Annotated in this window: 30 protein-coding genes and 1 tRNA gene; 17 read left to right on the top strand and 14 right to left on the bottom strand. The window is 60.7% G+C overall.

What is annotated here, in order from left to right; translation table 11 throughout:
- Nucleotides 1-84 precede the first annotated feature (84 nt).
- From HNQ65_RS11710 to HNQ65_RS11700, 3 genes are all read right to left on the bottom strand, one after another.
- Nucleotides 85-465 (bottom strand): Hsp20/alpha crystallin family protein, encoded by a 381-nt coding sequence (locus HNQ65_RS11710; RefSeq protein WP_184339709.1) that lies wholly within the window; start codon nucleotides 463-465, stop codon nucleotides 85-87.
- Between the two features lie 53 nt (nucleotides 466-518).
- Nucleotides 519-956: an Hsp20/alpha crystallin family protein gene (locus HNQ65_RS11705; protein WP_184339708.1), complete on the bottom strand. Its 438-nt coding sequence runs from the start codon at nucleotides 954-956 to the stop codon at nucleotides 519-521.
- Nucleotides 957-1,602: 646 nt separating this feature from the next.
- On the bottom strand, nucleotides 1,603-2,379 hold the full coding sequence (locus HNQ65_RS11700) for a TerC family protein (RefSeq protein WP_184339707.1): 777 nt from the start codon (nucleotides 2,377-2,379) through the stop codon (nucleotides 1,603-1,605).
- A 134-nt stretch (nucleotides 2,380-2,513) separates the two neighbouring features.
- Between HNQ65_RS11700 and HNQ65_RS11695 the strand changes: the two genes are divergently transcribed.
- The gene (locus tag HNQ65_RS11695; RefSeq protein WP_184339706.1) at nucleotides 2,514-3,536 is read left to right on the top strand and encodes an NAD-dependent epimerase/dehydratase family protein; all 1,023 of its coding nucleotides are present in this window, start codon (nucleotides 2,514-2,516) and stop codon (nucleotides 3,534-3,536) included.
- A gap of 461 nt (nucleotides 3,537-3,997) precedes the next feature.
- Here the strand turns inward: HNQ65_RS11695 and HNQ65_RS11690 are convergent, their stop codons facing one another.
- Together HNQ65_RS11690 and pyrR are read right to left on the bottom strand one after the other, a co-directional pair.
- The gene (locus HNQ65_RS11690; RefSeq protein WP_184339705.1) at nucleotides 3,998-4,924 is read right to left on the bottom strand and encodes an aspartate carbamoyltransferase catalytic subunit; all 927 of its coding nucleotides are present in this window, start codon (nucleotides 4,922-4,924) and stop codon (nucleotides 3,998-4,000) included.
- Nucleotides 4,921-5,469 carry a bifunctional pyr operon transcriptional regulator/uracil phosphoribosyltransferase PyrR gene (pyrR, locus tag HNQ65_RS11685; protein ID WP_184339704.1) on the bottom strand — a complete coding sequence of 183 codons (549 nt, stop codon included), beginning with the start codon at nucleotides 5,467-5,469 and terminating at the stop codon, nucleotides 4,921-4,923. Before pyrR ends, HNQ65_RS11690 begins: the two co-directional genes overlap by 4 nt.
- A 139-nt stretch (nucleotides 5,470-5,608) precedes the next feature.
- On the opposite strand from pyrR, the gene HNQ65_RS11680 reads away from it, so the two are divergent.
- Complete coding sequence (locus HNQ65_RS11680) at nucleotides 5,609-6,283, top strand: hypothetical protein (protein WP_184339703.1); 675 nt, start codon at nucleotides 5,609-5,611, stop codon at nucleotides 6,281-6,283.
- Entirely contained in the window at nucleotides 6,280-7,302 is a 1,023-nt protein-coding gene (locus HNQ65_RS11675) for a murein hydrolase activator EnvC family protein (RefSeq protein WP_184339702.1), read from the top strand. The genes HNQ65_RS11680 and HNQ65_RS11675 overlap by 4 nt, the downstream gene beginning before the upstream one ends.
- Nucleotides 7,303-7,350: 48 nt before the next feature.
- Here the strand turns inward: HNQ65_RS11675 and HNQ65_RS11670 are convergent, their stop codons facing one another.
- The 4 genes from HNQ65_RS11670 to hemL form a co-directional block, all read right to left on the bottom strand.
- Nucleotides 7,351-8,556, bottom strand: a complete 1,206-nt coding sequence (locus tag HNQ65_RS11670; RefSeq protein ID WP_246438150.1) for a redoxin family protein — start codon at nucleotides 8,554-8,556, stop codon at nucleotides 7,351-7,353.
- Between the two features lie 5 nt (nucleotides 8,557-8,561).
- The gene (locus HNQ65_RS11665; RefSeq protein WP_184339701.1) at nucleotides 8,562-8,882 is read right to left on the bottom strand and encodes a putative signal transducing protein; all 321 of its coding nucleotides are present in this window, start codon (nucleotides 8,880-8,882) and stop codon (nucleotides 8,562-8,564) included.
- Nucleotides 8,883-8,891: 9 nt separating this feature from the next.
- Nucleotides 8,892-9,239: a cupin domain-containing protein gene (locus HNQ65_RS11660; RefSeq protein WP_184339700.1), complete on the bottom strand. Its 348-nt coding sequence runs from the start codon at nucleotides 9,237-9,239 to the stop codon at nucleotides 8,892-8,894.
- 152 nt (nucleotides 9,240-9,391) lie between these two features.
- Nucleotides 9,392-10,678, bottom strand: coding sequence for a glutamate-1-semialdehyde 2,1-aminomutase (gene hemL / locus HNQ65_RS11655; protein ID WP_184339699.1), 1,287 nt, complete (start codon nucleotides 10,676-10,678; stop codon nucleotides 9,392-9,394).
- 107 nt (nucleotides 10,679-10,785) lie between these two features.
- On the opposite strand from hemL, the gene HNQ65_RS11650 reads away from it, so the two are divergent.
- Nucleotides 10,786-11,511, top strand: coding sequence for a hypothetical protein (locus tag HNQ65_RS11650; RefSeq protein ID WP_184339698.1), 726 nt, complete (start codon nucleotides 10,786-10,788; stop codon nucleotides 11,509-11,511).
- Here HNQ65_RS11650 and gluQRS read toward each other — a convergent pair whose 3' ends face one another.
- Together gluQRS and HNQ65_RS11640 are read right to left on the bottom strand one after the other, a co-directional pair.
- Nucleotides 11,512-12,357: a tRNA glutamyl-Q(34) synthetase GluQRS gene (gluQRS, locus tag HNQ65_RS11645; protein WP_184339697.1), complete on the bottom strand. Its 846-nt coding sequence runs from the start codon at nucleotides 12,355-12,357 to the stop codon at nucleotides 11,512-11,514.
- Nucleotides 12,358-12,359: 2 nt separating this feature from the next.
- A complete protein-coding gene (locus HNQ65_RS11640; protein ID WP_184339696.1) occupies nucleotides 12,360-13,118 on the bottom strand; it encodes a hypothetical protein in 759 nt (252 codons plus the stop codon).
- A 39-nt stretch (nucleotides 13,119-13,157) separates the two neighbouring features.
- Here HNQ65_RS11640 and HNQ65_RS11635 point away from each other — a divergent pair, with 39 nt between their 5' ends.
- Genes HNQ65_RS11635 through HNQ65_RS11625 form a run of 3 tightly spaced genes read left to right on the top strand, consistent with a single transcriptional unit; the run spans nucleotide 13,158 to nucleotide 15,291 of the window.
- Entirely contained in the window at nucleotides 13,158-13,913 is a 756-nt protein-coding gene (locus HNQ65_RS11635; RefSeq protein ID WP_184339695.1) for a Nif3-like dinuclear metal center hexameric protein, read from the top strand.
- Nucleotides 13,914-13,925: 12 nt separating this feature from the next.
- Nucleotides 13,926-14,669, top strand: coding sequence for a VanW family protein (locus HNQ65_RS11630; RefSeq protein ID WP_184339694.1), 744 nt, complete (start codon nucleotides 13,926-13,928; stop codon nucleotides 14,667-14,669).
- A gap of 7 nt (nucleotides 14,670-14,676) precedes the next feature.
- The gene (locus HNQ65_RS11625) at nucleotides 14,677-15,291 is read left to right on the top strand and encodes a DNA-3-methyladenine glycosylase (protein WP_184339693.1); all 615 of its coding nucleotides are present in this window, start codon (nucleotides 14,677-14,679) and stop codon (nucleotides 15,289-15,291) included.
- Nucleotides 15,292-15,567: 276 nt separating this feature from the next.
- On the opposite strand, the gene HNQ65_RS11620 is transcribed toward HNQ65_RS11625, so the two are convergent.
- Entirely contained in the window at nucleotides 15,568-15,786 is a 219-nt protein-coding gene (locus HNQ65_RS11620; protein WP_184339692.1) for a hypothetical protein, read from the bottom strand.
- Nucleotides 15,787-15,897: 111 nt separating this feature from the next.
- On the opposite strand from HNQ65_RS11620, the gene HNQ65_RS11615 reads away from it, so the two are divergent.
- Nucleotides 15,898-15,987, top strand: a tRNA-Ser gene (locus HNQ65_RS11615).
- Nucleotides 15,988-16,111: 124 nt separating this feature from the next.
- Entirely contained in the window at nucleotides 16,112-16,408 is a 297-nt protein-coding gene (locus HNQ65_RS11610; RefSeq protein ID WP_184339691.1) for a GIY-YIG nuclease family protein, read from the top strand.
- Between the two features lie 92 nt (nucleotides 16,409-16,500).
- Here HNQ65_RS11610 and HNQ65_RS11605 read toward each other — a convergent pair whose 3' ends face one another.
- Nucleotides 16,501-16,824, bottom strand: a complete 324-nt coding sequence (locus HNQ65_RS11605) for a hypothetical protein (RefSeq protein ID WP_184339690.1) — start codon at nucleotides 16,822-16,824, stop codon at nucleotides 16,501-16,503.
- Between the two features lie 95 nt (nucleotides 16,825-16,919).
- Here HNQ65_RS11605 and HNQ65_RS11600 point away from each other — a divergent pair, with 95 nt between their 5' ends.
- From HNQ65_RS11600 to HNQ65_RS11575, 6 genes are all read left to right on the top strand, one after another.
- Nucleotides 16,920-18,002 carry a mannose-1-phosphate guanylyltransferase gene (locus HNQ65_RS11600; RefSeq protein ID WP_184339689.1) on the top strand — a complete coding sequence of 361 codons (1,083 nt, stop codon included), beginning with the start codon at nucleotides 16,920-16,922 and terminating at the stop codon, nucleotides 18,000-18,002.
- Nucleotides 18,003-18,032: 30 nt separating this feature from the next.
- Entirely contained in the window at nucleotides 18,033-18,524 is a 492-nt protein-coding gene (ruvX, locus tag HNQ65_RS11595; RefSeq protein WP_184339688.1) for a Holliday junction resolvase RuvX, read from the top strand.
- Complete coding sequence (gene truA / locus HNQ65_RS11590; RefSeq protein WP_184339687.1) at nucleotides 18,499-19,362, top strand: tRNA pseudouridine(38-40) synthase TruA; 864 nt, start codon at nucleotides 18,499-18,501, stop codon at nucleotides 19,360-19,362. The genes ruvX and truA overlap by 26 nt, the downstream gene beginning before the upstream one ends.
- Before the next feature lie 87 nt (nucleotides 19,363-19,449).
- A complete protein-coding gene (locus tag HNQ65_RS11585) occupies nucleotides 19,450-19,692 on the top strand; it encodes a DUF350 domain-containing protein (protein WP_184339686.1) in 243 nt (80 codons plus the stop codon).
- Between the two features lie 14 nt (nucleotides 19,693-19,706).
- On the top strand, nucleotides 19,707-20,270 hold the full coding sequence (locus tag HNQ65_RS11580; protein WP_184339685.1) for a hypothetical protein: 564 nt from the start codon (nucleotides 19,707-19,709) through the stop codon (nucleotides 20,268-20,270).
- A gap of 12 nt (nucleotides 20,271-20,282) precedes the next feature.
- Nucleotides 20,283-21,398 carry a glutathionylspermidine synthase family protein gene (locus HNQ65_RS11575; protein WP_184339684.1) on the top strand — a complete coding sequence of 372 codons (1,116 nt, stop codon included), beginning with the start codon at nucleotides 20,283-20,285 and terminating at the stop codon, nucleotides 21,396-21,398.
- Nucleotides 21,399-21,437: 39 nt separating this feature from the next.
- Here the strand turns inward: HNQ65_RS11575 and HNQ65_RS11570 are convergent, their stop codons facing one another.
- Nucleotides 21,438-22,880, bottom strand: a complete 1,443-nt coding sequence (locus HNQ65_RS11570; protein WP_184339683.1) for a glycoside hydrolase family protein — start codon at nucleotides 22,878-22,880, stop codon at nucleotides 21,438-21,440.
- A 173-nt stretch (nucleotides 22,881-23,053) separates the two neighbouring features.
- Here HNQ65_RS11570 and HNQ65_RS11565 point away from each other — a divergent pair, with 173 nt between their 5' ends.
- Nucleotides 23,054-24,664 carry a peptide chain release factor 3 gene (locus HNQ65_RS11565; RefSeq protein ID WP_184339682.1) on the top strand — a complete coding sequence of 537 codons (1,611 nt, stop codon included), beginning with the start codon at nucleotides 23,054-23,056 and terminating at the stop codon, nucleotides 24,662-24,664.
- Nucleotides 24,665-24,717: 53 nt separating this feature from the next.
- Entirely contained in the window at nucleotides 24,718-25,662 is a 945-nt protein-coding gene (locus tag HNQ65_RS11560) for a hypothetical protein (RefSeq protein ID WP_184339681.1), read from the top strand.
- The last annotated feature ends 6 nt before the right edge of the window (nucleotides 25,663-25,668 follow it).

Genomic DNA, 25,668 nt, shown 5'->3' with positions numbered 1-25,668 from the left:
TGGAAGACAAAAAGAGGCCGCCCGCATCACACATTTCGGCGAGGCGGGCGGCAGGGGGCTTTTTGGGCGCTGGCAGCTCAGAGATTACAGCACGGGGATCTGGCGCGGCTTCGCCACTTCTTTCAGCGGCAGGCGCAGCGTCAGCACGCCGTCTTCGAGCTTGGCCGTCATCTGTTCCTCATCCACCGGGGTGTTGAGGCGCAGGCGGAGGAGGTAGCTCAGCGGAGAGAGCTCGCGGTGCAGCGTCTTCATGCCTTCCGGCACGGTGGCGTTGCGTTCGCCGCGGATGGTCAGGATGCTGTCTTCGAGATCAATCTTCACGCCGCCCTTCGGCACGCCCGGCATTTCGACGCGCACTTCATACGCTTCGGCGTTGCCATTGACGTTATAGAGGGGCTTGCGCAGAGATTCAGTCACGCCGGAGGTGGCAGGAGCGCAGGAGCTGGGAGAGCAGGTAGTGTTCATGGTAGTTTTAAAGATAAGGGGGATGGAATTGGGTTTGCGTAGGATGGGGCAGGTTAGTTCAGAGTGATCGTGCGCGGCTTGCTGCGTTCCTGCTTGGGCAGCGTCACCGTCAGGATGCCGTCTTCGAGCTTCGCAGAGATGGCTTCGGCGTTCACACCTTCAGGCACCGACACCGAGCGGGTCAGGCTGTAGGAGCTTTCTTTGTCGCCGTCCTTCTCACGCTTCTCCACGGCCACGCTCAGCAGGCCGTTGTTCAGCTCGATCTTCACGTCTTCTTTTTTCACGCCCGGCACTTCAAAGCTGGCCAGGTAGTTGTCTTTGTCTTCATGCACATCCACGGCCAGCTTGTCATTGGCCACGCCGGGGAAGACCTCGCCGAGGTTGTTGAAAAGCGTGCTCAGGGAAGGCATGCCCGCAAACGGATGGCGGAACCATTCGTCAAAATCGGAGACGCGGTTGAGGCTGAAGGGATTGGTGCGGATGAGTTTCATGGCTTGGGATGGTTTGGGTTGAGTTTTTGGGTTGGAGTGATGTTCCGCCCAATATCATTGCATCAGCCATGCCAGCCGCGCTTACCTCACATCAACCCATTGATCATCAATGCCTTGATAAATTTTCACCCACCACCCCATGCCACCGATTGTGCCACAAAAATGGCACCTCTTGTCACACCAGTGAGACATTTTTGCCAATTCACTCCGACTTTCAAAAAGCCTCCCCTGAATGACGTGCACCACACCCTCGCCAACCCGATTCCGCCAGCGTTCCCTTCGTGAAAATTCGCCTCCATTGGCGTGGGTCACTTCTCAGCTCCAGGTGCTACAATGAGTGTGTCATCAGCCCATCCGTCCTTCAGCGATCATCAGACACTGTGACGTGTGAACGACATGAAACCACGATCTTTCGTAAACAGGTCCGTTCTCTTTTTACCGCAAGCACCCCTTCATCACACCAACCCCAAAGGGGTTGCGTAATTGAGCCCAGGGTCAGCCGAGCCTAAGCGAGGCGACCCTGGGTTTGCGTGCACAATCCGGATAGCAAACCCAGCACTCCTCCACGCAAAGCGACCACCAGCAGCGTCCTCGACCCGCGCCGCTGCACCCGCGAGAAGCTTCGCTGCACCACGACCGCTCCGCCCTACGCCTTCGCCACACCCTTCTTCTTCGCCTTCAGATTCAGCATCTCCACCGCCATCGAGAAGCCCATCGCAAAGTAGATGTACCCCTTCGGAATCTCAAAATGGAAGCCCTCACCGATCAGCGCCGTCCCGATCAAAATCAGGAAGCTCAGCGCCAGCATCTTCACCGTGGGATGACGCGCCACAAAATCGCCCACCGCCTTCGCAAAAAACATCATGAACCCCACAGAGATCAGCACCGCCGTGACCATGATCGAGATGTGCTTCACCATGCCCACCGCCGTGATCACTGAGTCCAACGAGAACACGATGTCCAGCAGCGCGATCTGCACCATCACGGCACCAAAAGCCGCTCCTTTGCCCACGCTGTTGCGCACCTCGCCCTCGGGGTCGCCTTCCAGTTTTTCATGGATCTCGTGGGTGCTCTTGTAGATCAGGAACAGCCCGCCAAAGATCAGCACCAGGTCCTTGCCCGTGATCGAGTGGCCCAGCAGCGTGAATAGCGGCGCGGTCAGCGACATCACCCACGTGATCGAGAGCAGTAGCAGGATGCGCGTCAGCATCGCCAGCCCCAGCCCCATGAACCGCCCGCGCGCACGATCCGCCTCCGGCAGTTTGTCCACCAGGATCGAGATGAACACAATGTTGTCGATCCCCAGCACAATCTCCAGCACGCAAAGCGTCAGCACCGCGATCCACGCCTCCGCGCTGGTAACCCAGGAAAAATCGAGAACATTGAGGTTGGCGGTTACGGCAGCAGTGGCGTTGGCAATCATCGTGCGCCGATGCTAGCGGGAAATGTCGCCTAGGCAATCGCCGGAGAAAATTTTGCTCAAATTGCAACGGCCTCTCCGCACTCCTTTGAATCAAAGCATTTTTCGAATCGCAAAACCCGTTCATACATCCGCCTATGTCCCCGACGAACCTCACGGAACTCGAAGAACGCCTCAGCCGCCCCACTCCCGCAGTGATCGAGATGATGACCCGTCTCCCGGGAGACATCGTCATCCTCGGTGCCGCAGGCAAGATGGGGCCCTCCCTCGCTCGCATGGCCAAACGCGCCAGCGACGAGGCCGGCACCAAGCGGCGCATCATCGCCGTCTCCCGCTTCAGCACCCCGGGTTCAGAGGCCGCCTTCCTCCAGCATGGGATCGAGGTCATCTCCACCGATCTCCTCGCCGCCAATGCCGTGGCCTACCTTCCGCATGCGCCCAACGTCGTGTACATGGCCGGCATGAAGTTCGGCTCCACCGGCCAGGAAGCCTTCACCTGGGCCATGAATGCCTGGCTCCCCGGCCTCGTCTGCGAGCGCTACCACCGCAGCCGCATCGCCGCATTCTCCACCGGCAACGTCTATGGCCTCGTCCCCGTCGAGCGCGGCGGCAGCCACGAGGAGGACGCCCTCAATCCCAAAGGCGAATACGCCATGAGCTGCCTCGGCCGCGAGCGCATCTTCGAATACTTCAGCCAGACACGCGGCACCCCTGTCTCCCTCATCCGTCTCAACTACGCCTGCGACCTCCGCTACGGCGTCATGGTCGATATCGCCCGCCAGGTCTGGAATGGCGACCCCGTTGACGTCACCATGGGCTACTTCAACACCATCTGGCAGGGCGATGCCAACGCCCTCTCCCTCCTCAGCCTCGCCAAGGCCCAGAGCCCCGCCTGGCACGTCAACCTCACCGGCACCGCCACACTCAGCGTCCGCGAAGTCGCCACCCGCTTCGGCGAAATCTTCCACAAGCCCGTCCACATCACCGGCCAGGAAGCCCCCGACGCCCTCCTCAGCAATCCCTACCGCAGCTTCGTCGATCTCGGCGTCCCCTTCGTCCGCGACGAAGAACTCACCGACTGGGTCGCCCACTGGATCTCCACCGGCGGCGAATCCCTCGGCAAACCCACCCACTTCGAATCACGGGATGGGAAGTTTTGAGAGTGCAACAATAGAGAAGAATACTCGACAGGCATGTTTCACGTCCAATAGTTGAACGCGTGAGTACTGCGCGAAAAATCTGGCTCTTTATCGCCATGCTCTATGTCATCACGTGGATTGGTGGCGTTCGTCTCCATTCTCTTGCTTTAGAAAAGCAGGCACAATCACTTTATGACGAAAGTCGTAAAGCTAAGGCTGAAACAGATGTTGATCGAGCACACATAGGGCTGGCCCCCTATCCATCGGATCTTCAGCCTAGCGGACCAGTAGCGACCATTAATTGGTGTGTCCCCTTGTTGCCGGGAGTCTTGGTTGCAGACTCTTGTTATATCATCGGTTCACTTCGTGGTTCAGGCGGCATCCGGGTCTTAATATTCTATGGGTCAGGCTTATGGGACAGTGAACCCATAGGAGGATGGGTTATGTGACCGCTGACAGCAGTTTTGCCTGCTGTCAAAACTCTACTCCGCCGCCCCCGGCCTCAGCCAGTACAGCACGCTCATCCTCACCGCGATCCCATTCTCCACCTGCTGGTTGATCAGGCACTTCTCATAATTCATCCCCGCATCCGTGATCTCCACGCCGCGGTTCACAGGTCCGGGGTGCATCAGATACAGCCCACGCTCGCGCAGCACCTCCACGCGCTCGTTAGTTAGACCATAGTTCCGGTGATACTCCGCAGAGCTAGGCACAAAGGGCTCGTCGATTCGCTCACCCTGCACACGCAGCAGATAGATCACATCCGGCTTCCAGTCGAAGGCGTCCGTCCAGTTCCCAAATTGCGGAATCTCCTGCGGCACCTCGCGCGGCATCATCGATCCCGGCGCCAGATACGCCACCTGCATGCCCAGTCGGCGGAAAATCAGGCTGGTGCTGCGCGCCACGCGCGAGTGCTGGATGTCTCCCACGATCAGCGCACGGCAGCCGCGCAGATCCTTGTGGATCTCCCGCAGCGTAAAGGCATCCAGCAGCGCCTGCGTCGGGTGCGCATGCCAGCCATCGCCAGCATTGATCACACTCGCACGCGTGTTTTTCGCGATGAGATTCGGCGTTCCTGACTGCTTGTGGCGCACCACGATGTAGTCCACCCGCATGGCCTCCAGCGTCTCCACCGTGTCCAGCACCGACTCCCCCTTCACCACGCTGCTCGACTCGATGTCAAAGTGCGTCACGTCCGCAGAAAGCCGGCTCGCCGCCACCTCAAAGCTCGATCGCGTGCGCGTGGAGGGCTCGTAAAACAGCGTCAGCACCGTCTGCCCCTTCAGCGTCGGCACCTTCTTCACACTGCGTTTAAAGAGATCCTTGAACGGCCCGGCGTTGTCGAGCACGAAGGAGATTTCCTCATCCGTGAGCGAGGCGATGTCGAGGAGGTCTTTGCGCGGGGTCATCTTGCTGGGGCTTGGGTTTGCACGGTGCAGGCGTCCTGGCCGTCCACTTCTTCAAATCGCACGGCCACACGCTCTCCGGGGGCCAGGGTCACTTTCAGTGCGGAGAAATCCGGCTGCACAGGAAATTCACGCCCGCAGCGGTCCACCAGCACCGCCAGCTGCACACGCTTGGGGCGGCCAAAGTTCAGCAGCTCATCCAGCGCCGCACGCACGCTGCGTCCGGTGTAGATCACTTCATCGCACAGCACCACGTTCAGGTCGTCAATGTCAAAGGCGATGTCAGATCCTTCCAGCTTTGGCACCATTTGAAAGGTGTTCAGGTCATCCCGGTACTGCGTGATGTCGATCGTTCCCACAAACACCTTAAGACCGAGCTTTTCAATCTCCGCCGCGATGCGTTTCGCCAGCGGCACCCCACGCGTAAAAACCCCCACCAGCGCGATGCTCTCCGCCTCCGGATTTGCCGCACGGATGCTCTGCGCCAATGCCTTCACGCCATCGGCCATCTGGGCCTGGGTGAGGAGCGTGCGTTCATTGCCTGCCATGGTGGAAAAAAGGGTGCGCCGACACTCCGGCGATTCGCGTGCTTGTCAAATCAGGGGATGCTGGCACACGCAGAGAAGTTTTATTTCCCTGCCATCCTCCAGAGTTGCAAAGCAGCCACGACTTTGATTTGATACCCCAATGCAAAGACTTTCCTTCACCACCCTCCTGCTGGCCTGCTCCGCACTGCTTACCAGCTGCGATGTGCTTCGTGAAAACAAGCTCCTCATCACCTCCCACGTCCAGACAGACCAGATCGAGCATCCCAGCGAGCTGATGCGTCTTCCCATTGGCGGACAGACGATGACTTTCAGAAAGGTCCCCGAGTTCAGCCAGCGCAGCATCTCAGGCTTCGAGCCCTTTCCGGCAGAAGATATCAACGAAGGCTACGGTGTCCTGCTTCAGCTCGACACCAAAGGCCGCAATTCCCTCGAGCTCGCCTCCCGCAACTATCATGGCATGGCCATGCTGACGATGGTCAACGGCATCCCGGTTGACATGATCGAGCTCGACCAACCCATCCTCGATGGCAAGTTCACCATCTGGAAAGGGCTGACCAAAAAGACGATTGATGAGATGGACAAGTTCTATCCTCGTCTCAAATACATGACCCCAAAATCCACCTCGCGGTGGATGGACGACATGCTGCCCTCCACCTCCAAGGAAAAGCTGAACTCCCGCCGCGATGCCAAGGCTATCGAGGCTGCGGAAAAAGCCGCCGAACGTGACAAGGCGCTCGGCAAGCCCCGTCCAGTTCCGCCCAAGCCCGAGGGCATGATCCCGCTGGAAGGCTTCAAAATCCCTGGCACTGAATGATGCCGCGTCTCACACTTTCATGCCTGCTGGTCACCCTGCTCACAGGGGCACTCCCTGCGCAGCAGCTCCAGCTGCCTACCGCCAATCACGCCCTCTTTGACGCGCCTGCGGACTTCTTTCAGTTCGTCGATCGCACGTTTGAGGGCTCCAAAACCACTCCTTGGGAGGGCGGGCAGTTCGGCTTTGTCCGCGATCCCCGCCGCATCGGCAGCCGCATCGCCTACGCACGCTTTCACGAGGGGCTCGACATCAAGCCCCTGCAGCGCGACGCCAAAGGCAACCCTCAGGACGCCGTTGGCGCCATCGGCGATGGCGTGGTGGTTCACGTGGCGGCGTCCCCTGCGCATAGCAACTACGGCCGCTACATCGTCGTGCGGCACGATTGGGGCGGCAGCTCATACTACTCCCTCTACGCGCACCTCGCATCCGCCAGCGTCAGCGCGGGTCAGCAGGTCAGGGCTGGCACCCCCTTGGGCATCCTGGGCTACACTGGCAGCGGCATCGACCAGCGCCGCGCCCACGTCCACGTGGAGCTCAATCTCTTCCTCTCCAGTCGCTTCGAGGCCTGGCATGCCGCCAACTTTGCCACGCCCAATCACAACGGCTTGTACAACGGCCTCAACCTCATCGGCCTGGATCTCCAGTCCTTCTACCTCGCTCAGCAGAAAAATCCCTCGCTCACGGCCGCCGCTGCAGTGCAGTCCACAGAGCCCGCCTACCGCGTCGTCGTACCAGGAGATGCCGAGATGGTGATCCTCAAAAACTACCCCTGGCTGCTCGATGGCCCCCGCCAGTCAGGCCGGCCCGCCAGCTGGGAGGTCACTTTCAGCCGCTGGGGTCTGCCTCTCAAGGTCAAATCCTCAGCCACCACCGTTTCAGTCCCGGTCGTCACCTGGGTCCAGGACTCCGGCCTTCCTCACTATCTCAACACCCGCGGCTGCGTCACCGGGAGCGGCTCCACCGGCAAGCTCACCGCCGAAGGCCTCCGCTTCATAAAGCTCGTCTGCGGCTGGTTTTAAAGGATTGCAGGCGTCCCGCTTGCACAGCTTGCCATCACAACAACGGCGCTACTTCTCGGGCACGTAAAACCGGCCCATGTGCTCCAGGATTTTCTCCCTCAGTTCGTCTCCGTCGATGGGGCCGTTATGGCGGTAGATCACCTCTCCTCCCGGAGCCACCACCAGCGTGTGCGGAATCGGCCCCGGCCATTCAGGGTCCAGCGCCTTGATCAGCGCATCCTGGCTTGCCTCGCTGAAAACATAGGCATTCCCTTTGCGTCCCTCGGCCTTGAGCGATGCCTTCAGCTTGTCCGGCACGATGGCATTATGCTTTTCCAGAAACGCCTTCACCTCGCCCATCTCCTTGGGGTCATCCATGCTGATGCTGATAAATTCAAAGTCGCGCAGGCCAAACTTCCTTGCGGTGGCCACCAGTTGCGGAAACTCCGCCACACACGGCCCGCACCACGTCGCCCACACGTTGAACATCCGCACCTTCTTCGTGTCGTTCTTCCGCAGCGCCTCGATCCCTTTGGCGTCGATCAGCTCCACCTCCACCTCGCCCTTCTCCCACTTTTCGTTGTCAGCCGCGAGCTGCTTCCGTTTGTCGATCCACTTCGTCGAGCACCCGTGCGGCTTCGTCACCTCCACCGGCACCGGCTTGCCCGCCACCAGCGCCTCGATCGCATTGCGCGCATCCGGCGCGGTCACCGTGCTTTCATCAGCATAGCGCGAATCGTCCAGCCGCCCCTGGTACCGCAGCTTCCGCTCCTGGTCGAAGAGGAACACATGCGGCGTGGCCATGCATCCGTACGCCAGCGCCGTCTTCTGCGTGTCCCCGTCGTAGAGATAGGGGAAGGTGAAATTCTGCTCCTTCGCGTGCAGCTTCATCTCGGGAAAGCTGTCGTTGTATTTCGAGTAGCCCAGCTCATCTGGCCGTAGGGCCGCAGGATCATTCGGATTGATCGCCACCACCTTCAGCCCCTTGCCCTTGAAATCCTTGATCAGCTTTTTGATCCGTCCCTCCACGGCCTGCGAAGTCGGACAGTGGTTGCTCAGAAACGCCACCATGAGCAGCTCCGCGTCCGCATACTCCTTCAGCGTGTGCTTCTCTTCATCAATGCCCACCAGGTCAAAATCCGGCGCCGCATCTCCGATCTTCAGCTCATGAAACCCCTCCGGCATCGCCGTCTTCTTGGCCTTCGGTGTTTCAGCACTGGCCAGCACCGGAAACAGGGCTGCCAGCAATGTGGTGAGAGCGCGCTTTTTCATCATCGGAGTCATTCAGGTTTGGCCGTCTGGCATTTCCAACACACCTCAAACGAGACAGGATTCGATTCTTTGCACGCCGGGCAGCTCCAGTCGTCGTCCGTGCTGAAAATGGCCTCCTCCGGTGCCTGATGCGGCAGCAGCAGTGCGCTGGCCTCGGCAAAGTCATCATCGTCCACCAGGCACAGCGTCGGCTGCAGCGGGCCGATGAAGATGTTCGTCAGCTGCGCCGTCGTCTCGTTGCGGATGAAGCAGGCGATGCCCGCCTCATCCAGGATCGACTTGAAGAAGCCGAGCCGCGTGGAGTCCAGACTGGTGATGAGGTCGCGCATAATCAAGAGTCACACTTCAAACTCATCCGCCGGATCAAACGGCGGCATCGGCACATTGATGATTTTCAATTTGCCCACCGCACGGTGCACACACCCTGGCCGGATCATGACTGTCGTCATCGGCTTCAGCGGCACGATCTGCCCGTCCACCTCCAGATGCCCCTCGCCCTCCAGCACGATGTAGATCTCCGTCATCTTCTTGTGGTAGTGCGCCTTCGAGTCCGCGTGGATGTCCGTCAGGTGCACCGTCGCCAGCGTGTTCCAGTCTTCCTTGAACGCCCTCCGCGCCTGCCCGCATGGACAAGGCGTCGGCGTGATTTCATCCAGCTGGGCAACGGCAAAACGGGGTTCGGACATGCGCAGAGGCTACTGGCGACGATGCTCTTTGGCAAATGCCGCCCTCCCTTGCACGCATGAATCGTTTTGCCATGGACTGCCCGTCACTCTTCCCACAGAAACTTGAAGCACAGGCTATAGCGCCCCTGTCGCGTTTTGTGTGAGCCCCCTTTTTACAGCGCCGCCAGTGCCGCAGCCGCCACTTCTGCCGTCTGCTCCAGGTCATCCCGGCTGTGCGCCATGCTGATGAATCCCGTCTCAAACTGGCTCGGCGCAAAGTACACCCCGTTGTCCAGGCAGTGGTGGAAGAACTTCCTGAAGGCAGCCAGGTCGCTCGTCTTCGCATCCTGCAGGCTGTGCACTTCCTTCTCCGTGAAGAACAGGCAGAACATGCTGCCCCGGCGGTACCACCGGTAGTTTAGCCCCTTCTTCTTCAGCACCTCCAGCACCGCATCCTCCATGATCTGCCCCAGATTCTCCAGCAGCGCATAGCCGTTCTTCTTCTCCAGCTCGCGCAGTTGTGCCAGCCCGGCGGCCAGCGCCACGGGGTTCCCGCTCAGCGTGCCCGCCTGATACACCGGCCCCAGAGGAGCCAGCTTGTCCATCACATCAGCACGCCCGCCAAAGGCACCCACTGGCAGACCGCCGCCGATCACCTTGCCCAGGCACGTCAGGTCCGGCGTGATCTTCTCCAGCTCCTGCACCCCGCCTTTCGCCAGGCGGAAGCCCGTCATCACTTCGTCAAAGATCAGCAGCGCCCCATGCTTGGCCGTGATGTCCCGCAGCTTCTGCAGAAATCCTGGCTTCGGCAGGATCAGCCCCGCATTCGCCGGATACGGCTCCACGATCACACACGCGATCTCGTGCCCCTGTTTCTCAAACAGCTCCTCCAGCGCCGCCTCATCATTGAAAGGCAGCACGCTTGTCAGCTCCGCAAAGCTCTTCGGCACCCCGGCGCTGTCCGGATTTCCATGCGTCAGCGCTCCACTGCCCGCCGCCACCAGCAGGCTGTCAGAGTGCCCATGGTAGCAGCCGTCAAACTTCACCAGCCGCTCACGTCCGGTAAACCCGCGCGCCAGACGGATCGCCGACATCGTCGCCTCCGTGCCGCTGCTCACCATGCGCACCTTCTGGATGCTCGGCACCCATTCACAGATCGTCCGCGCCATCTCCACCTCATACAAGTTCGGGATGCCAAAGCTCACACCTTCCTTCGCCGCCGTGTGGATCGCCTCGATCACCGGGATCGGCGCATGACCTAGGATCGCTGGGCCCCACGTCCCCACGTAGTCGATCATGCAGCGGTCATCCACATCGTAGATGCGGCAGCCCTTGGCGCGCTTCACGAAAAACGGATCTCCGCCGACATTGCGGAAGGCACGCACCGGAGAGTTCACTCCTCCGGGGATGTACTGCTTGGCGAGGTCAAAAAGCTTGGTGGAAAGGGGTCCGTTTGGCATGGTCAGTGGGGGCTTAGGATTACGCGGGATATTTTCTGCGTCGAACAAAAGGTTGCCCCGACCCGTCAGAGTCGGTTATTCTCAGATCAATCCCCGCCCACCCAGCCATGAAAGCGTTCTGTTTGGCCCTCCTTGCCCTGTGCATCTCTCAGACCGCTCCGGCACAGTCCGTCACCTCCTCGCCGCGCAACCGCTCTTCTCTTCAGACGGTCGAGCCCAATACCTTCGCTCTGGAAGGCCTCACCCCCAAGCCCATCGTTCTCAAGGTCCAGATCGAGGCCCCGGTCTATCCCACCAGCAAATTCCAGGGTGCCCTCGGCTCCTTCGCCCCTGGCACACCCGTCACGCTGCTGGCCATGTCAGACACCGCCTACCGTGTGCGTGGCCGCGCCCGCCATGGCGATGTCGCAGGCTGGGTCCGCCTCACAGACGTTCAATCCTCCGACCCCAATCTCTACGCCAATCTCAAAAAGCTCTATGAGCGCACCCGTCAGGTGGACGAGCTCATCCAGCACAAGCAGGTCGCCCTTGGCATGACCAGCCAGGAGGTCCAGGCCTCCATGGGCAAGCCCTCCCGCAAATCCAGCAAGATCACCGCCGCAGGCAAGGAGGAGCGCCTGGAATACAGCATCTACGAGCAGGTGCCCCAGACCTCCACAGGGGTCAATTCCTTCGGCCAGATCGTGCAAACCGTCGTCTACATCCGGGTGGAGGTCGGCACCCTCAGCCTCAGCTTCAAAGACAACATTGTCTCCGAGATCGCCGAGGTCAAAGGCAACCCCCTCCGCGGTGGCGGCGTCATGACTGTACCTCCCCCTGTGACCGGATTCTGATCACGGTGCCATCTTGCGCCGGATCTCCTCTTTCACTCTCTCCGCAGTCCACCCCGCCTCACGCAGGCTCCGTAGCGATCTCGCATCATCGCGCTTCGCCAAGCGCTTCCCGTTCTCATCCGTGATCAGCCCATGGTGCCGCCACTCAGGCACCGGCAGCCCCAGCAGCGCCTGCAGCAGCCGGTGCAGATGTGTCGCCTCCAGCAGGTCCTCCCCTCGCGTCACCAGCGTGATCCCCTGCAGCGCATCATCCACCACCACCGCCAGGTGATAGCTCGCCGGCGTGTCCTTCCGTGCCAGTACCACATCCCCAAACACGGCTGGCTTCGCCACAAAGCACCCTCGGGTGCGATCCGTCCAGAGCAGCTCTCCGTTCACAAGCCCCCCAGCCTTGGCCACATCCAGCCGCAGCGCATACTGCTCCCCTGCCGCCATCCGCTGCTCACGTTCTTCCGCGCTGCGTCCGCGGCACGTCCCCGGGTACAGCGGCCCGTCCGGCCCCTGCGGCGCATTCCCTGCCCGCGCGATCTCCTCCTGAATCTCCCGCCTCGTGCAAAAGCACGGATACATCACCCCCATTGCCTCCAGCTTCTTCAAAGCGGCACGATAATCATCAAAGTGCTCCGACTGCCGCCTCACCGGCTGCTCCCACTCCAGCCCCAGCCAGGCCAGGTCCTCAAAAATCGCCCCCTCATACTCCGGCCGCGCCCGCGTCCCATCAATGTCCTCCAGCCGGATCAAAAACCGCCCCCCAGCCGCCTGCTCATAGGCAAACAAAGCCGCATACGCATGCCCCAGATGCAGCCATCCGGTAGGGCTTGGGGCGAATCGTGTGGCTTCAGACATGCTTACGCCTTCTTCGGCTTCACCAGAATGTCGCCGTTGTCATTTTTCCCACGAATCTGGTTCCGGTACACGTGCATCTCCGGCCGGATCATCCCATGTGTGTAGCCGCATTTCACCTTCGTCACAGCCAGCCCAGGTGACTCCTGCCAGCCTGCGCCCATCACATCCAGCCCTGCACCCTGCACATACAGCGTGTGATCAAAGGTCTCTTTCGCATGGATCTTCCCGTCGTGAATGTGCATCGTCGGGAAAAAAACAGTCCTCGCCAGCGCCGTCGGAAATGAAAGCGCCATCGGATGCACCTGCGCCTTGCCCTGTTTCAGCTTGAACACCGCAAAGCCAAACTCTTGATACCCCGGCAGCTTCTCCCAAGTTCCCTCAGGTAGGCGAAAGCGTTCGTCCAGCCGGCTGAAATCCGCCGCAGTCGGCACGAAGCTCGCATCGTAAGAACCCACTGAGATGACCTGAAGAGACCTTTTCGCCGCAGCCGGAGCTGCCGCAAACGGATCCCCGTAGGTTAAGTTTGAAACAGGAAACATCTCCCACAGATCCTCAAACACCCGATCATATTTCGAGAAGTCATAAAACTTCACCTCTTTCTCCCCCGTGCCTTTTTTGACCGGCACCGGCAGCACCATCGCCAGATCTCGCGGCACGCTCACTGACATTTGATAGATCAGCGCCTGGTCTCCGTGCTCGCCCAGCCTGGCAAAGATGCGTGTGTTTTTGACCTCCTCGACTTTTCCGGTGAAGCAGCACATGATGCGCATGCTATCGAACCGCCTCACCAACTGTCCAGCATGAATCTCCCCGACCTCGTCTCCCATCTCGACACCGAACTACGCATCGCGGAGATCCCCGACTATTCCAACGCCCTCAACGGCCTCCAGCTCGAAAACCGCTCCGGCAAGGTCACCAAGATCGTCGCTGCGGTGGATGCCACCTTGCCCGTCATCAAGAAAGCCGTCGCAGCAGGTGCCGACCTCCTCGTCGTCCACCACGGCATGTTCTGGACCGGCCTCCAAACCTGGACCGGCCCCGTCTTCCAAAAAATCCAGACCGCCCTCGATGCCGGCCTCGCCGTCTATAGCTGCCACCTCCCGCTCGACTTCCACCCCACCCTCGGCAACGACGCCGTCCTCGCCCGTGCCCTAGGCTTCGAACCCTGCGGCACCTTCATGAAAACCAAGGGCACCGAAAACGGCGCCAAGATCGAGACCGAAATCAGCCGCGATGAGCTCGTGCAGCGCCTCGCCACCGCCACCGGTGCCCGCGTCCACCTCTGCCCCGGCGGCCCCGCCACCTGCCGCAAAATCGGCATCATGACCGGCGGCGCAGGCTCCGAAGTCGCCACCGTCGCCAAGGCCGGCATCGACACCTTCATCACCGGCGAAGGCCCCCACTGGAGCTACACCCTCGCCGAGGAGATCGGCATCAATCTCATCTACGGCGGCCACTACGCCACCGAGACCTTCGGCGTTAAAGCCCTCTCCGCCCACATCGAATCCAAATTCGGCATCCCCTGGGAATTTGTGGATCATCCGACCGGTTTGTGAGAAGCTGTGCACATGAATGCCGCAGCCGCCCATCCGCCTCTGCATGCCCATCCTGAGCCCACGCGCTGGTCCGCGCTGCTCTTCCTGGCCAAGGCAAAAGCACACCAGCTAAGGCGTGGCATCAAAAATCAACACGACGGCATACGAACGCACGCAAAGACCCACGCGCTGGCGGGGCTGCCCGTCGTAGCGCAGTGGCAGTCGGATCTCCGGCGCGGAGAGTACACTTCCGCTCGCGAAAAAGAACTTCAGGAGGGCAAAGTCCAAAACCTGCGCGTGGCCTCGTCCATGCTCAACGGTGTTGAGGTCCCAGCAGGTGAGGTGTGGAGCTTCTGGATGCATCTCGGCCGTATCACCCGCCGCAAAGGCTACGCTGAAGGTCGCGAACTTCGCGAAGGCTGCCTCATCCCGCAGATTGGTGGCGGCCTCTGTCAGCTCTCCGGTGCCATTTACAATGCCTCACTCGAGGCCGGGCTGGAGATCGTCGAACGCCACGCCCACACCAATTCCTCCGTCGGCTCCCTCGCTCGCATCGGACGGGATGCCACGGTCTTCTGGAACTACGTCGACCTCCGTGTGCGTGCTCGCCTGCCCTGGCGTATGGAGGTCGCGGTGACAGACACTCAGCTTCGGGTGCGCATTCGTTGCTCCGAAAAGCTGCCCCCTGGCCCCATCGCGCCAGCCACCCCTTCCCCTGCCACGCCCCTGAACTCATGCGCCACCTGCGGCGTCGGCTCCTGCTTCCGCAGCAAGTGATCCCGGCATGCCCTATCTCGGCACATCCTTCTTCCAGCGCGACGTCCTCACCGTCTCACGCGACCTCATCGGCGTCGAGCTCGTCTGGCGCGGCTGTGCTGGCACCATCGTCGAAACCGAGGCCTACACCGTGGAGGGAGATCCCGCCTGCCACACCGCCACCCGTCCCAGCGCACGCGAGTTCGTCAAAACCCATCCGCCCGGCGCCGCCTACGTTTATTTCAACTACGGCATGTACTGGCTCTTCAACCTCCTCGTCAAAGGCGGTTCCCGGGACGGCCTCATCCTCATCCGTGCTCTCGCTCCCACCCGTGGCATCCCCCAAATGCAGCAGCGCCGCCACCGCGAAAAACTGCACGAGCTCTGCTCCGGCCCCGGCAAGCTCGCCCAGGCCCTCGCCATCGACGGAACCCATCACGGCCTGCCCATGACCGGCAAAGGCCGCCCCTCAGGCTGCGGTCTCGTGCAGCCAGCCACCTCCACCCACGAAATCGTGACCGACATCCGCGTCGGCATCAGCCAGGCAGTGGATTACCCCTGGCGCTTCCTCTCATCCCACAGCCCCCACGTCAGCGTGAAACACGGCAAGGTAAAGCTGCCTGTCACGAATGCCCAAAAATAATGGCACAGGGTCTGGAGAGAACGAGCGCATCCATGGGCTGGCAGGCCCGCCCGGCCCCCGTGTCGTGGGCCATGATTCTCGCAGGAGTCAGCTGACCATGCGATCCATCCACCTGCTTCCAATCTCGTATCGTGGGCCAAAGGCCCGCAGGAGTCAGCCCAGGGCGCAAGCCCTGGGTTTTGAATGCGCGTCATTCTCTCTCTAGGCCGCGCTCTGAAGGAGCGCAGGAGATGCATCAAACGCCCACCCACATCCATCCTGCGACAGACCCGTTGTTTAAACCACCCCACCACCCAGAAACAGCCTCAAGGCCGCCACCAGCGCCACCGTGATGTTGATCGTCAGACCGATCTTCCGCTGGCAGAACGAGCCAAAGATAATGCCCAGCACACACCCCGCCAGCACGGCCCACTGCAGCCAGCCAAACAGAGGAATGAGCCCGGGGACAAGCAGGACCGCGCACACCAGGCCGATGAGAACAGAGAGAATTTGCATGACGCTTCTAAAGATCATCACCCTCTGGCGAACACAACTGCAATTCTGAGACGGCATTGTAAGCCTTGCATTCATCCGCAGAAGCGGTACCCTCCGGTCTCGAAATGATCCGGAGAGGTGGCTGAGTGGTTGAAGGCACCTGACTCGAAATCAGACGTTGTCGTAAGGCAACCGAGGGTTCGAATCCCTCCCTCTCCGCCATTTTTTGCCGTCTAAGCGGCAAAAAATGCCCTCCGTAGCTCGCAGAGCGAAGGACGGGCCGCCCCCTTCCTCCAAGTTTACAAGGACTTGCCTTCATCTGTCCCCAAAGCCCAGGTTGAAAACCATGTTCTACGTGTATCTCCTGCGCAGTGAATCTCATCCCTCGCAGATTTACACAGGCTTCACCGAAGATCTCCGCCAGCGCCTTAAAGAACACAATTCCGGCAAATCCCCCCATACCAGGCAATACAAGCCCTGGATTCTCGAAACCTATCTGGCCTTCTCTGATCGAAACCAAGCCCAAGACTTCGAACGCTACCTCAAGACCGGCTCAGGAATCGCATTTGCCAACAAACGACTTCGCCATTTTGCCGCCCCCGGTGGTAAAAAACGCCCTCCGTTTCGTCCTCCGCAGCTTTAGCGGAGGAGGAAGCTCGAAGAGCAAAAAACGGGCCCCAAGCCTGACGGCACACTTTGACGCATCCCGTCGGCAAAGAAAAACGACCGCTTTGCTTACCGCTTCGCCACAAACGGCTCCGGCGTGTCCGCAAAGAATTCGCCCACATCCCCATCCGGCATGCCGTGATTGCGGATGCCTTCCAGCCGGCGGCGGCTGCCGCGCTCGCTGCCCGGGCGGTTCGCCGTGCGCTGCACCACCTCGGTGATCACCGGGGCCGCGATGGCGGCGCTGGCGGCCAGCAGGGTTAGGGCGATCACATTGGACGACCCACGGCGCATACCCCGGCCAAACAGGATGCCCAGTGCGCAGCCGGCGGCCGCAGGGGCGATCAGTGACGCATATGTTTCATATCCAGGGGCTGAGGGAGTTTCTTGCATGCTTCAACATAACCTCACTGAGAGAATCACCAAAGAGGAATTTGCCCGTATCCTGCTTTCCGGCTAATGGAAGACTGATCTCAAACCCACAGCCCATGTCCCAAGCCGAATCCAAAAAACGTTATGCCCTCATCCTGGCCGGCGGAAGCGGCCAGCGCTTCTGGCCCATCAGCCGCGATGCCCAGCCCAAACAGCTCCTCAAGCTCTTTGGCGAAAAGACCCTGCTCGAGCTCACCATCGACCGCCTCGAAGGATTCGTGCCCAAGGAAAACATCCTCATCCTGACCAACAAGCAGCAGGAGGCCTCCGTGCGCGCACTCATCAAGGACCTCCCGGCGGAAAACATCGTCGCCGAGCCTGAAAAGCGCGACACCGCACCCGCCATCGCTCTCGCCGTCGGCTGGGTTGTCTCCCGCGATCCCACCGCCACCATGATCGTGCTCCCGGCAGACCATCTCATCCAGAATCACGCTGAGTTCCAGCGCGTGCTCTCCAATGCCGCCCTCGCCGCCGAAAACAGCGGCAGCCTCGTCACCGTGGGCATCACCCCCACCTGGCCCTGCCCCAGCTACGGCTATGTCGAGCGCGGCCGCCGCGCCAGCATCGGCGGGCTGAATGACCTGCCCGTCTGGGAAGTCGCCCGCTTCCGTGAAAAGCCCAACCCCGATCTGGCCGAGCACTTCATCAGCCAGGGCAATTTCCTCTGGAACGCCGGCATGTTCATCTGGACCATCCCCGCCATTTTCAGCGAGCTCAGCCGCCACTGCCCCGTGCTGGCAGACTTCGTCTCTGAGCTTCGCGGCTCCAAGGACTTCAATGCCACCGTGGAAAAGCAGTTCGGCAAGCTGCCCAAGCTCTCCATCGACTACGCGCTCATGGAGCACGCTTCTCGCGTTCTCAATATCGAGTCCACCTTCGACTGGGACGACGTCGGCAACTGGACCAGCGTCGGCCGCTACCTCAAGACCGACGAGCATGGCAACCAGCACAACTGCGCCCTCTCCGAGCTCGACACCCTCAACAACATCGTCTTCACCCAGACCAACCAGCACGTCGCCCTCATCGGCGTGCAGGATCTCATCGTCGTCGCCTCCAAAGACGGACTCCTCGTCGCCACCCGCAGCAAGGCCGAAAACATCAAAAAGATCGTGGACGGCCTGCCTCACGAGCTGCGCTGATCCAAGCATCAGGCTCCAGCATCCAGTCCCATGCCGCGCATCCTTGCCATCGACCACGGCACCGTACGAATCGGTCTCGCCCTCAGCGACGAGACCGAGATTGTCGCCAGCCCGTTTAAGACCATCGATGCCACTCACGAGCCCGAGCGAACCATCGCCCGCATCGTCAAGGATAAGCACATCGGCAAAATCGTCATTGGCATGCCCTTCCGCATGAGTGGGGAAAAAGGCAGCGCCGCCGAACGCGTGGAAAAATTCGCCACCAGCCTCGGCAAGGAGCTGCAGCACAGCGTTCCCATCGAGTTCGTCGATGAGCGCCTCTCCTCCGTCGAGGCGGAGGCCTCCATGTCCCGCTCTGGCATCACCGGCAAAAAAGAGCGCAACGAGATCGTCGATCAGCTCGCCGCCGTCGTCATTCTGCAGGAATACCTGAACCAGCAGCGCGGCCCCGCAGGCTTCCTGCTGCCGGACGACGCCTACGAACTGGAGTGGACCCATGAGCCGAAGCGACGCCGAAAGTAAGGCCGGTCTGCGCCACGGCCCGCCCCCCGGCTGGAAGCGTCTCCGCCTCACCATCGCCTACAACGGCGCGCCTTGGAAAGGCTGGCAGAGCCAGGAAGGCGGTGGCGGCATTCAGGATGAAATCAATGAGGCCATCCGCAAAGCCACTGGCGTCATCACCCATGTCCAGGGCAGCGGCCGCACCGACGCTGGCGTGCACGCTCTCGCCCAAGTGGCCCACTGCGACGTGCCCGAGACCGTCCGCATGAGCACAGACTCCTGGGTCCATGCCCTCAATGCCTGCCTGCCCCTCACCATCCGCGTGCTCGAAGTGGCGGAGGCAGATCCCAATTTCCACGCCCGCTTTGATGCCAGCGGAAAAATCTACCGCTACCGCATCTGGCGCCCACGCATGTTCTCCCCTTTCGAGGCCGACCGCGCCTGGCATGTCTACGGCCCCTTCGACATGGAGGCCCTCCGCTGGTGCTGCCAGAAGCTGGTAGGCACTCACAACTTCATCCGCCTCTCCGCCAATCGCGGAGACATGCCCGAGACCGTACGCCGCACCCTTCCGGAGAAAAGCACCCGTACCATCCACCGCGCCGAGCTGCGCGAGGAGGGAGACCTCATCACCCTCGAAGTCGAAGGCGACGGCTTCCTCTATAAAATGGTCCGCCTCATCGTCGGCAGCCTCATCCACATGGCCCGTGGTCGCGAGCCCAAGGAATGGTTCGAAAGCCTCCTCAAAGACCCCACCGGCAAACAGAGCAACCAAACCGCCCCCGCCGCCGGCCTCTATCTCGTGCGCGTACATTATCCCTCAGACGCATGCACGGATAAAAACGCAGACGCGTTGTAATTTATCTTCCACAGGCCTGCGGCTATTTCATAGGCTCAAACCCGCCGGATCATCCCGGCAGCCACCCATGAACCAATCGCCTCGCCCATGTCTCTGATCCCTCATCCCTTCCTCGCCGAATACTCCATCGCCCATGGCCTGGAGCTCTTTGTCGTCTTCGGTGCCGCAGGCCTGCTCATGGCTGTGGCTGGTTACAAGCTCTTCGACAAGCTCACCCCCGGAGATCTCCATGCCGAGATCTTTGAACGCAAAAACGTCGCCGCCGCCATCCTCGCAGGCAGCGTCATCATCGGTGTGTCGCTCATCCTCGCGGCCGCCATGACGAGTTAATTCACCCCCTTTCGATGAAACGAAGCAAAGTCATCATGCTGACCCTCGCCGGTGTCAGCCTGAGCGTCACCGGCTGCCGCCGTACGCCCTCACATCAGCCTGTCGATGTCCACAGCACCCAGGTGCTGCCACCTGAGGCCCTCAGTCCCGAAATGCGCGCCAGCCTTCCCGCCTTTGTGGCCGGGGATGATGTCTCTCGCCAGAGCCCGCCTCACAATGCCTACGACCCCCAGCTCGGCTACTACCACCAGCCCTGCAATGGCTGGTTCCCCTATCCCTACGATCACTACGATCCCAGCTGGGGCTACTACCGCTGCGGCAGGTGGTCGCGCTATCACAGCACGCGTGTCTATCCCTCCTCCTCCACCTACTTTCGCACAGGTCCATACTCATCGTTTGGCTCGGGCCACCCCAGCACTTCGGCCACAGGCCTGAATGACTACACCACCCAGCCCGCTGGCGCACCCACTCACAGCGGCGTGCTTCACAACCATGCCAGCGCGACACGCTCAGCCTTCACCAGCCGTGGTGGCTTTGGCAAAACCGGCTCCTTCTCCGGCTGGTTCTCCGGCTCGTAATTCTTCCCTTCCGTGCAACGCATCACCGAATCCCCCCGCCCCGACTGGCAGGCCCAGGTGGAGGCCCTTGGCCTCTCCTTTCACACCAGCGAAGACCACCCCTACTGGGACGAATCCGCCCACTACCGATTCTCCAGCCGCGAGATCGACCAGCTGGAGCAGGCCACCGCCGAACTCCAGCGCATGAGCATCGCCGCTGCCGAGCGCGCCATCCGTGACAACTGGCGCGACCGCCTCGCCATCTCCCCCCAGGCCTGGCAGGAGATCATCCAGTCCTGGGAGCGCGACGACCTCTCCCTCTACGGCCGCTTTGACCTCATGTGGGACGGCTCCGGCCAGCCCAAAATGCTCGAGTACAATGCCGACACCCCCACCAGCCTTCTCGAGGCCTCAGTCGTCCAGTGGCAGTGGCTCCAGCAGACACGGCCTCACGCAGATCAGTTCAATTCCATCCACGAAAAACTCCTCGCCGCCTGGCCATCCTGGCCGCAGCAGCAGATTCACTTCTGCGCCCAGCGCGACTCCGAGGAGGACTGGCGCACCCTGCTCTACCTCATCGACACCTGCCGCCAGTCAGGCAAGACCACCCTCGATCTCGCCGTCGAAGACCTCGGCTGGAATGCAGGCATCCAGAGCTTCGTGGACCAGCAGGACCGTCCCATGGATCTGCTCTTCAAGCTCTACCCCTGGGAGTGGATGTGGCTGGAGGATTTCTCCTGCCATCTCCCCGGCCGCTGCCAGCGCTTCATCGAGCCCGTCTGGAAAATGCTCTGGAGCAACAAAGCCTTCCTCGTCCTCCTCTGGGAGATGTTTGAGGGCCACCCCAATCTCCTCCGCGCCTCCTTCACTCCAGACGGCATGCCCAGCCACGTCGAAAAGCCCTACTTCAGCCGTGAAGGCACCAACGTGCGCATCGTCCAAAACGGCGACCTCCTCGAAACCACCGACGGCCCCTGGAGCCGCCAGCCCAAGGTCTATCAGGCGCTGCACCCTGAAGTCACCTTCTCAGGAAACCACCCCGTCATCGGCTCCTGGATCATCGGTGGCGAACCCGCCGGCATCGGCATCCGCGAAGACACCTCCCTCATCACCTCCAACTTCAGCCGCTTCATCCCCCACTGGTTCTGATCGAACACATCGCTTCCATCACCTGCGACTCGACGGAGCTCACTCAAACTTCAAAGCAAAGAGGTCGGCGTCAGACATCACAAACCTCAGCTTGATCACCGTGCCCTTCAGCTTGGACACATCGCTCTCCTTCTTCCACGTCACCACGCGGGAGATGTGGTCTCCGTAGATGGGATCACACTCTTCCAAAGCGAAGCCAGGCACCGGCCTGCCTTGCGCATCCTGAATCTCCACCTGCATCTGTCCTGCAGCGCTCGTCGCGTAGTTGATCGTCAGTTCGTTGCCATCAAATGTCAGCGGCCGGGTGATGAACTCGCCACCTTCCAGCGGCGCATTCACCGAGACAAACCCATCCAGCCGCAGGGTATAACGCCTGCCATTGGTGAGAAACAAGGACAGCTCCGTGTCACCCGTCTGATGAATGCCGATCGCCGCGTAGTTCGCCCGGTTGGCCCAGCCCTCCTTGCTCAGTCCGGGGCGGATCAGGCTCTGTGTGAAAAGGCGGTCATACACCTCCCCGCCCCGCGTGCTCATAAAAAGAACATCCGTGGCCGCACCCCGCTTCTCCATGAAACGGGTGGGCAGCGCCAGGTAAAGGTGGGGTGCCCTGAAATAGGGCTGCGTGCACGCGGTGTAGAGATGCTCTCCCGGCAGATTGGCCTTCATTTCAACATACGGCGTCCAGTGAATAAAATCCTTCGAGGTGGTTCGGGCGATGCCACGCAATCCACCAATAAAGCGGCGGAAATAGCAGACATAACATTGCTCGGCCTCGCTCCAAAAGGCGTAGTTCTGCGAGTCAAAGTACTTGCCCCATTCCTCCGGAATCACAGGCTCGTCGCGCAGCTTTTTCCAGTGGATGCCATCGGGTGAGACATACGCTTTCAGGCCTCCGGGGCCACGCTTCTCACGCACCGCCTGCTGCTGCGGCTGATAGGCCAGACCACCCAGCGCCTTGTATTTCTCAGCGGCAGGCACACCAGGCCGGGTGTCGATAAACGGCGTGAAGTTATGGTTCACCATGAACTCGTTCATCAGAACGATGTTGCCCTCAGGAAAGGCAGGATGCTCATGCAGGCCCAGCTTCGGCAGCGTCCAGTGAATGCCATCCGCACTCTCGGCATACAGAGTCACTTCACCATCGTGATAAGCTTCGATGCCTTGGTTCTTCCACGTCACCTTGGGGTCTTTGTCACCCCGGTAGTAAAATTGAAACTTGTCCGGCGCTCGCAGCACCGTGGCGTAATGGCCATTCGGCCGTGGCTGTGTCACCGGCGGCATCAGCTGGGGCTCATGCAGCTTCAGCGCCGTGTTTTTCAGCTCTCCCACCAGCAGGCGGTCCACAAACAGCTCACGTCGTGACCCGATGGCCACCGCATCTTCCGCACCTGCTGCTCCCTCACCCCAAACCATCACTCCCAGGATTGAAAAAAGGACACGAGGCAGCCCTGACTGGCAGCGAATGATTGAGTGGAAATTCATGGGGCAAAAATGCAGTTCTCCGCCCGCCTAAGAAACATCGACGCGGCGGACAGGAACGGTAATAATCTGCGGAATCTTCGGCCAAGCCTTCGGGATTCGTCATTCGGATTTCGTCATTCGTCATTTGAAACCCACCCCTCCTTGCGGCATGGACACTCCCCCCTTGCTGCCCCATGCCCCACGAAGCCCAAATCGCCCGCCGTCGCTCTTTCGCGATCATCTCGCACCCGGACGCCGGTAAAACGACCCTCACCGAAAAGCTCCTGCTCTACGGCGGCGCGGTCGCGCTCGCGGGCTCCGTCACTGCGCGCAAAAATCAGCGCGCCACCACCTCCGACTGGATGGAGCTGGAAAAGCAGCGCGGCATCTCCGTCAGCTCCACCGTCCTCCAGTTCGAGTACAAGGACAGCGTCGTAAACCTGCTCGACACCCCCGGTCACAAGGACTTCTCCGAAGACACCTACCGCGTCCTCACCGCCGTGGATGCCGCCATCATGGTCGTCGATGCCGGTAAAGGCATCGAGGCCCAGACCCGCAAGCTCTTCGAAGTCTGCCGCCGCCGTGGCGTCCCCATCTTCACCTTCATGAACAAGCTCGACCGCCCCGCGCGCGAGCCCCTGACCCTTCTCGACGAACTCGAAACCGTTCTCGGCATCGGTGCCTGCGCCATCAACTGGCCGCTCGGCCTCGGCCAGCAGTTCCGTGGCGTCTATGATCGCCGCAAAAAGGACGTCCATCTCTTTGAGCGCACCGTGCACGGTGCCTACCGCGCCCCCGAAAAAGTCGGCGGCCTCGATGACGACTTCGTCGCCCAGCACACCGTCCCAGAAGCTCTGGAGCAGGCCAAGATGGAGCTCGAAATGCTCGACGGTGCAGGCCACGCTTACGACCGCACCAAGATCGACCGCGGCGAGCTCACCCCCGTCTTCTTCGGCAGCGCCAGCAACAACTTCGGTGTGCAAATGCTCCTCGACGGCTTCCTCGAACTCGCCCCGCCGCCCGAAGCTCGCATGGCCGCCGATGGCCGCGTCATCGAGCCCACCGCCGAAGGCTTCTCCGGCTTCGTCTTCAAGATCCAGGCCAACATGGACCCCCGCCACCGTGACCGCATGAGCTTCGTGCGCATCGTCAGCGGCAAGTTCGAGCGCGACATGCAGGTCACCCACACCCGCACCGGCAAACTCGTCCGTCTCGCCAACTCCCAAAAGCTCTTCGCCCAGGATCGCGAAACCGTAAATGAAGCCTACGCGGGCGACGTCGTCGGCATCGTCGGCAATCACGGCTTCGGCATCGGCGACACCCTCGCCACCGACCCCAAGCTCAAGTTCGACGAAATCCCCCGCTTCGCCCCCGAAGTCTTCGCCTACCTGCACAACCCCAGCACCGCGCACTACAAGCGCTTCCGCGACGGCCTCGAGCAGCTCCTCAGCGAAGGCGTCGTTCAGCAGTTCATCCAGCCCCACGCCGGACAGCGCGTGCCGCTCCTCGGTGCCGTCGGCCCCCTCCAGTTTGAAGTCGTGCAGTTCCGCCTGGAGAGCGAATACAACGCCCAGAGCCGCCTCGAAAACGCCCCCTACACCGTCCTCCGCTGGGTCCGCACCAAAGACGGCGGCGCCATCGAAGACTTCGACATCCCCAGCGGTGTCGCCACCGCCCAGGACAGCGAAGAACGCTGGGTCGTCTTCTTCAGCGACCAGTGGGCCATCAACTACTTCGAACGCCGCAACCCCAACGCCGAACTCTCCGAGATCCCATGGGACGAAGTGGAGAAGGCGAAAATTTGATCTCTTACAGAGAGGTCACTTGATCTTGCTTGTTCACTTCATGTACATGCGTCATGAAGCTGAATCAAAAGGTGCTGCTCAAACATCGGGCTGAATATCTCATTCACGCGCCCGATTATCTGAGGAAGTTTTTCGCCTGCATCCTTCCCAAGGTTCTCAAAGGCAAACCACAGGCCCCTAAACACTGTGCCTATCCATACGAAGGCGATGGCGTTTTCGGCAAAAAGTCTTCTGAGACCCCGGGCAGCTACGAGTTCACGTACCGCGGAGGATATGATTTTGACACTGACCTGTATCTCAAGGTTACCCTTGATGAAATGAAGCAAATTGCGGACGGCCGCAAAAGCATCCTCAAGTTCTGGCGTTGCACCTTTCCTGAATGCGACCGCTCCTTGCATTCCCCGGATGCCACGATGCCAGGGTGTTGCAGTGATAAATGCGAACGGGCGCAATGGTCAAAAAAACAGATCGCTGCCGACCGCCGCCGAGAAAAAAGATTCCAAAAGTGGGGCATGGGAATGATGGAGGAAGCACAAGCAAATGCGCCCGAGACCAAGCCAAAAAAATATCCGGTTAGAGTCATCCGCTACGTTGAGTGTCCAACCCTGGGACGCCTCGTCGATATGGGGCGTAAAAAATGCGCATCCCAAATCACGGCCTTTGATGGCACCGATGGCAAACCCGTTCGCTTTTTGCGTTTGGATCAAACCTCCCGAATCGTGAATGCTGGCGGCACAACGTTGAAATTCTCCGATGACCGCATCTCCGTGGGAGCAATCGCCTGGGAAATTGCCAACCTAAAGGTGACCTGGGGAACTCAGAACCGCCTTCGCTTTGCCCCCGAACGCCCAATACCCGGCGTGCGTGATCTGTGGCTTCACTCCATGTCTGCCGACGTCAACTACTGGTGGGAACCCCTGATATGCCGCCCAAAACACATCCCGACTCCTGACGATTTCGACATCGCAGTCATGATGGGATTCAAAGAACGACAATAGCCGAAG

It is taken from the genome of Prosthecobacter vanneervenii (assembly GCF_014203095.1).
In the GTDB taxonomy this organism is placed as follows: Bacteria; Verrucomicrobiota; Verrucomicrobiia; order Verrucomicrobiales; family Verrucomicrobiaceae; genus Prosthecobacter; species Prosthecobacter vanneervenii.
The sequence above is the reverse complement of the archived record's forward strand: the minus strand, read 5'-3'. Positions and strand labels throughout refer to the sequence as shown.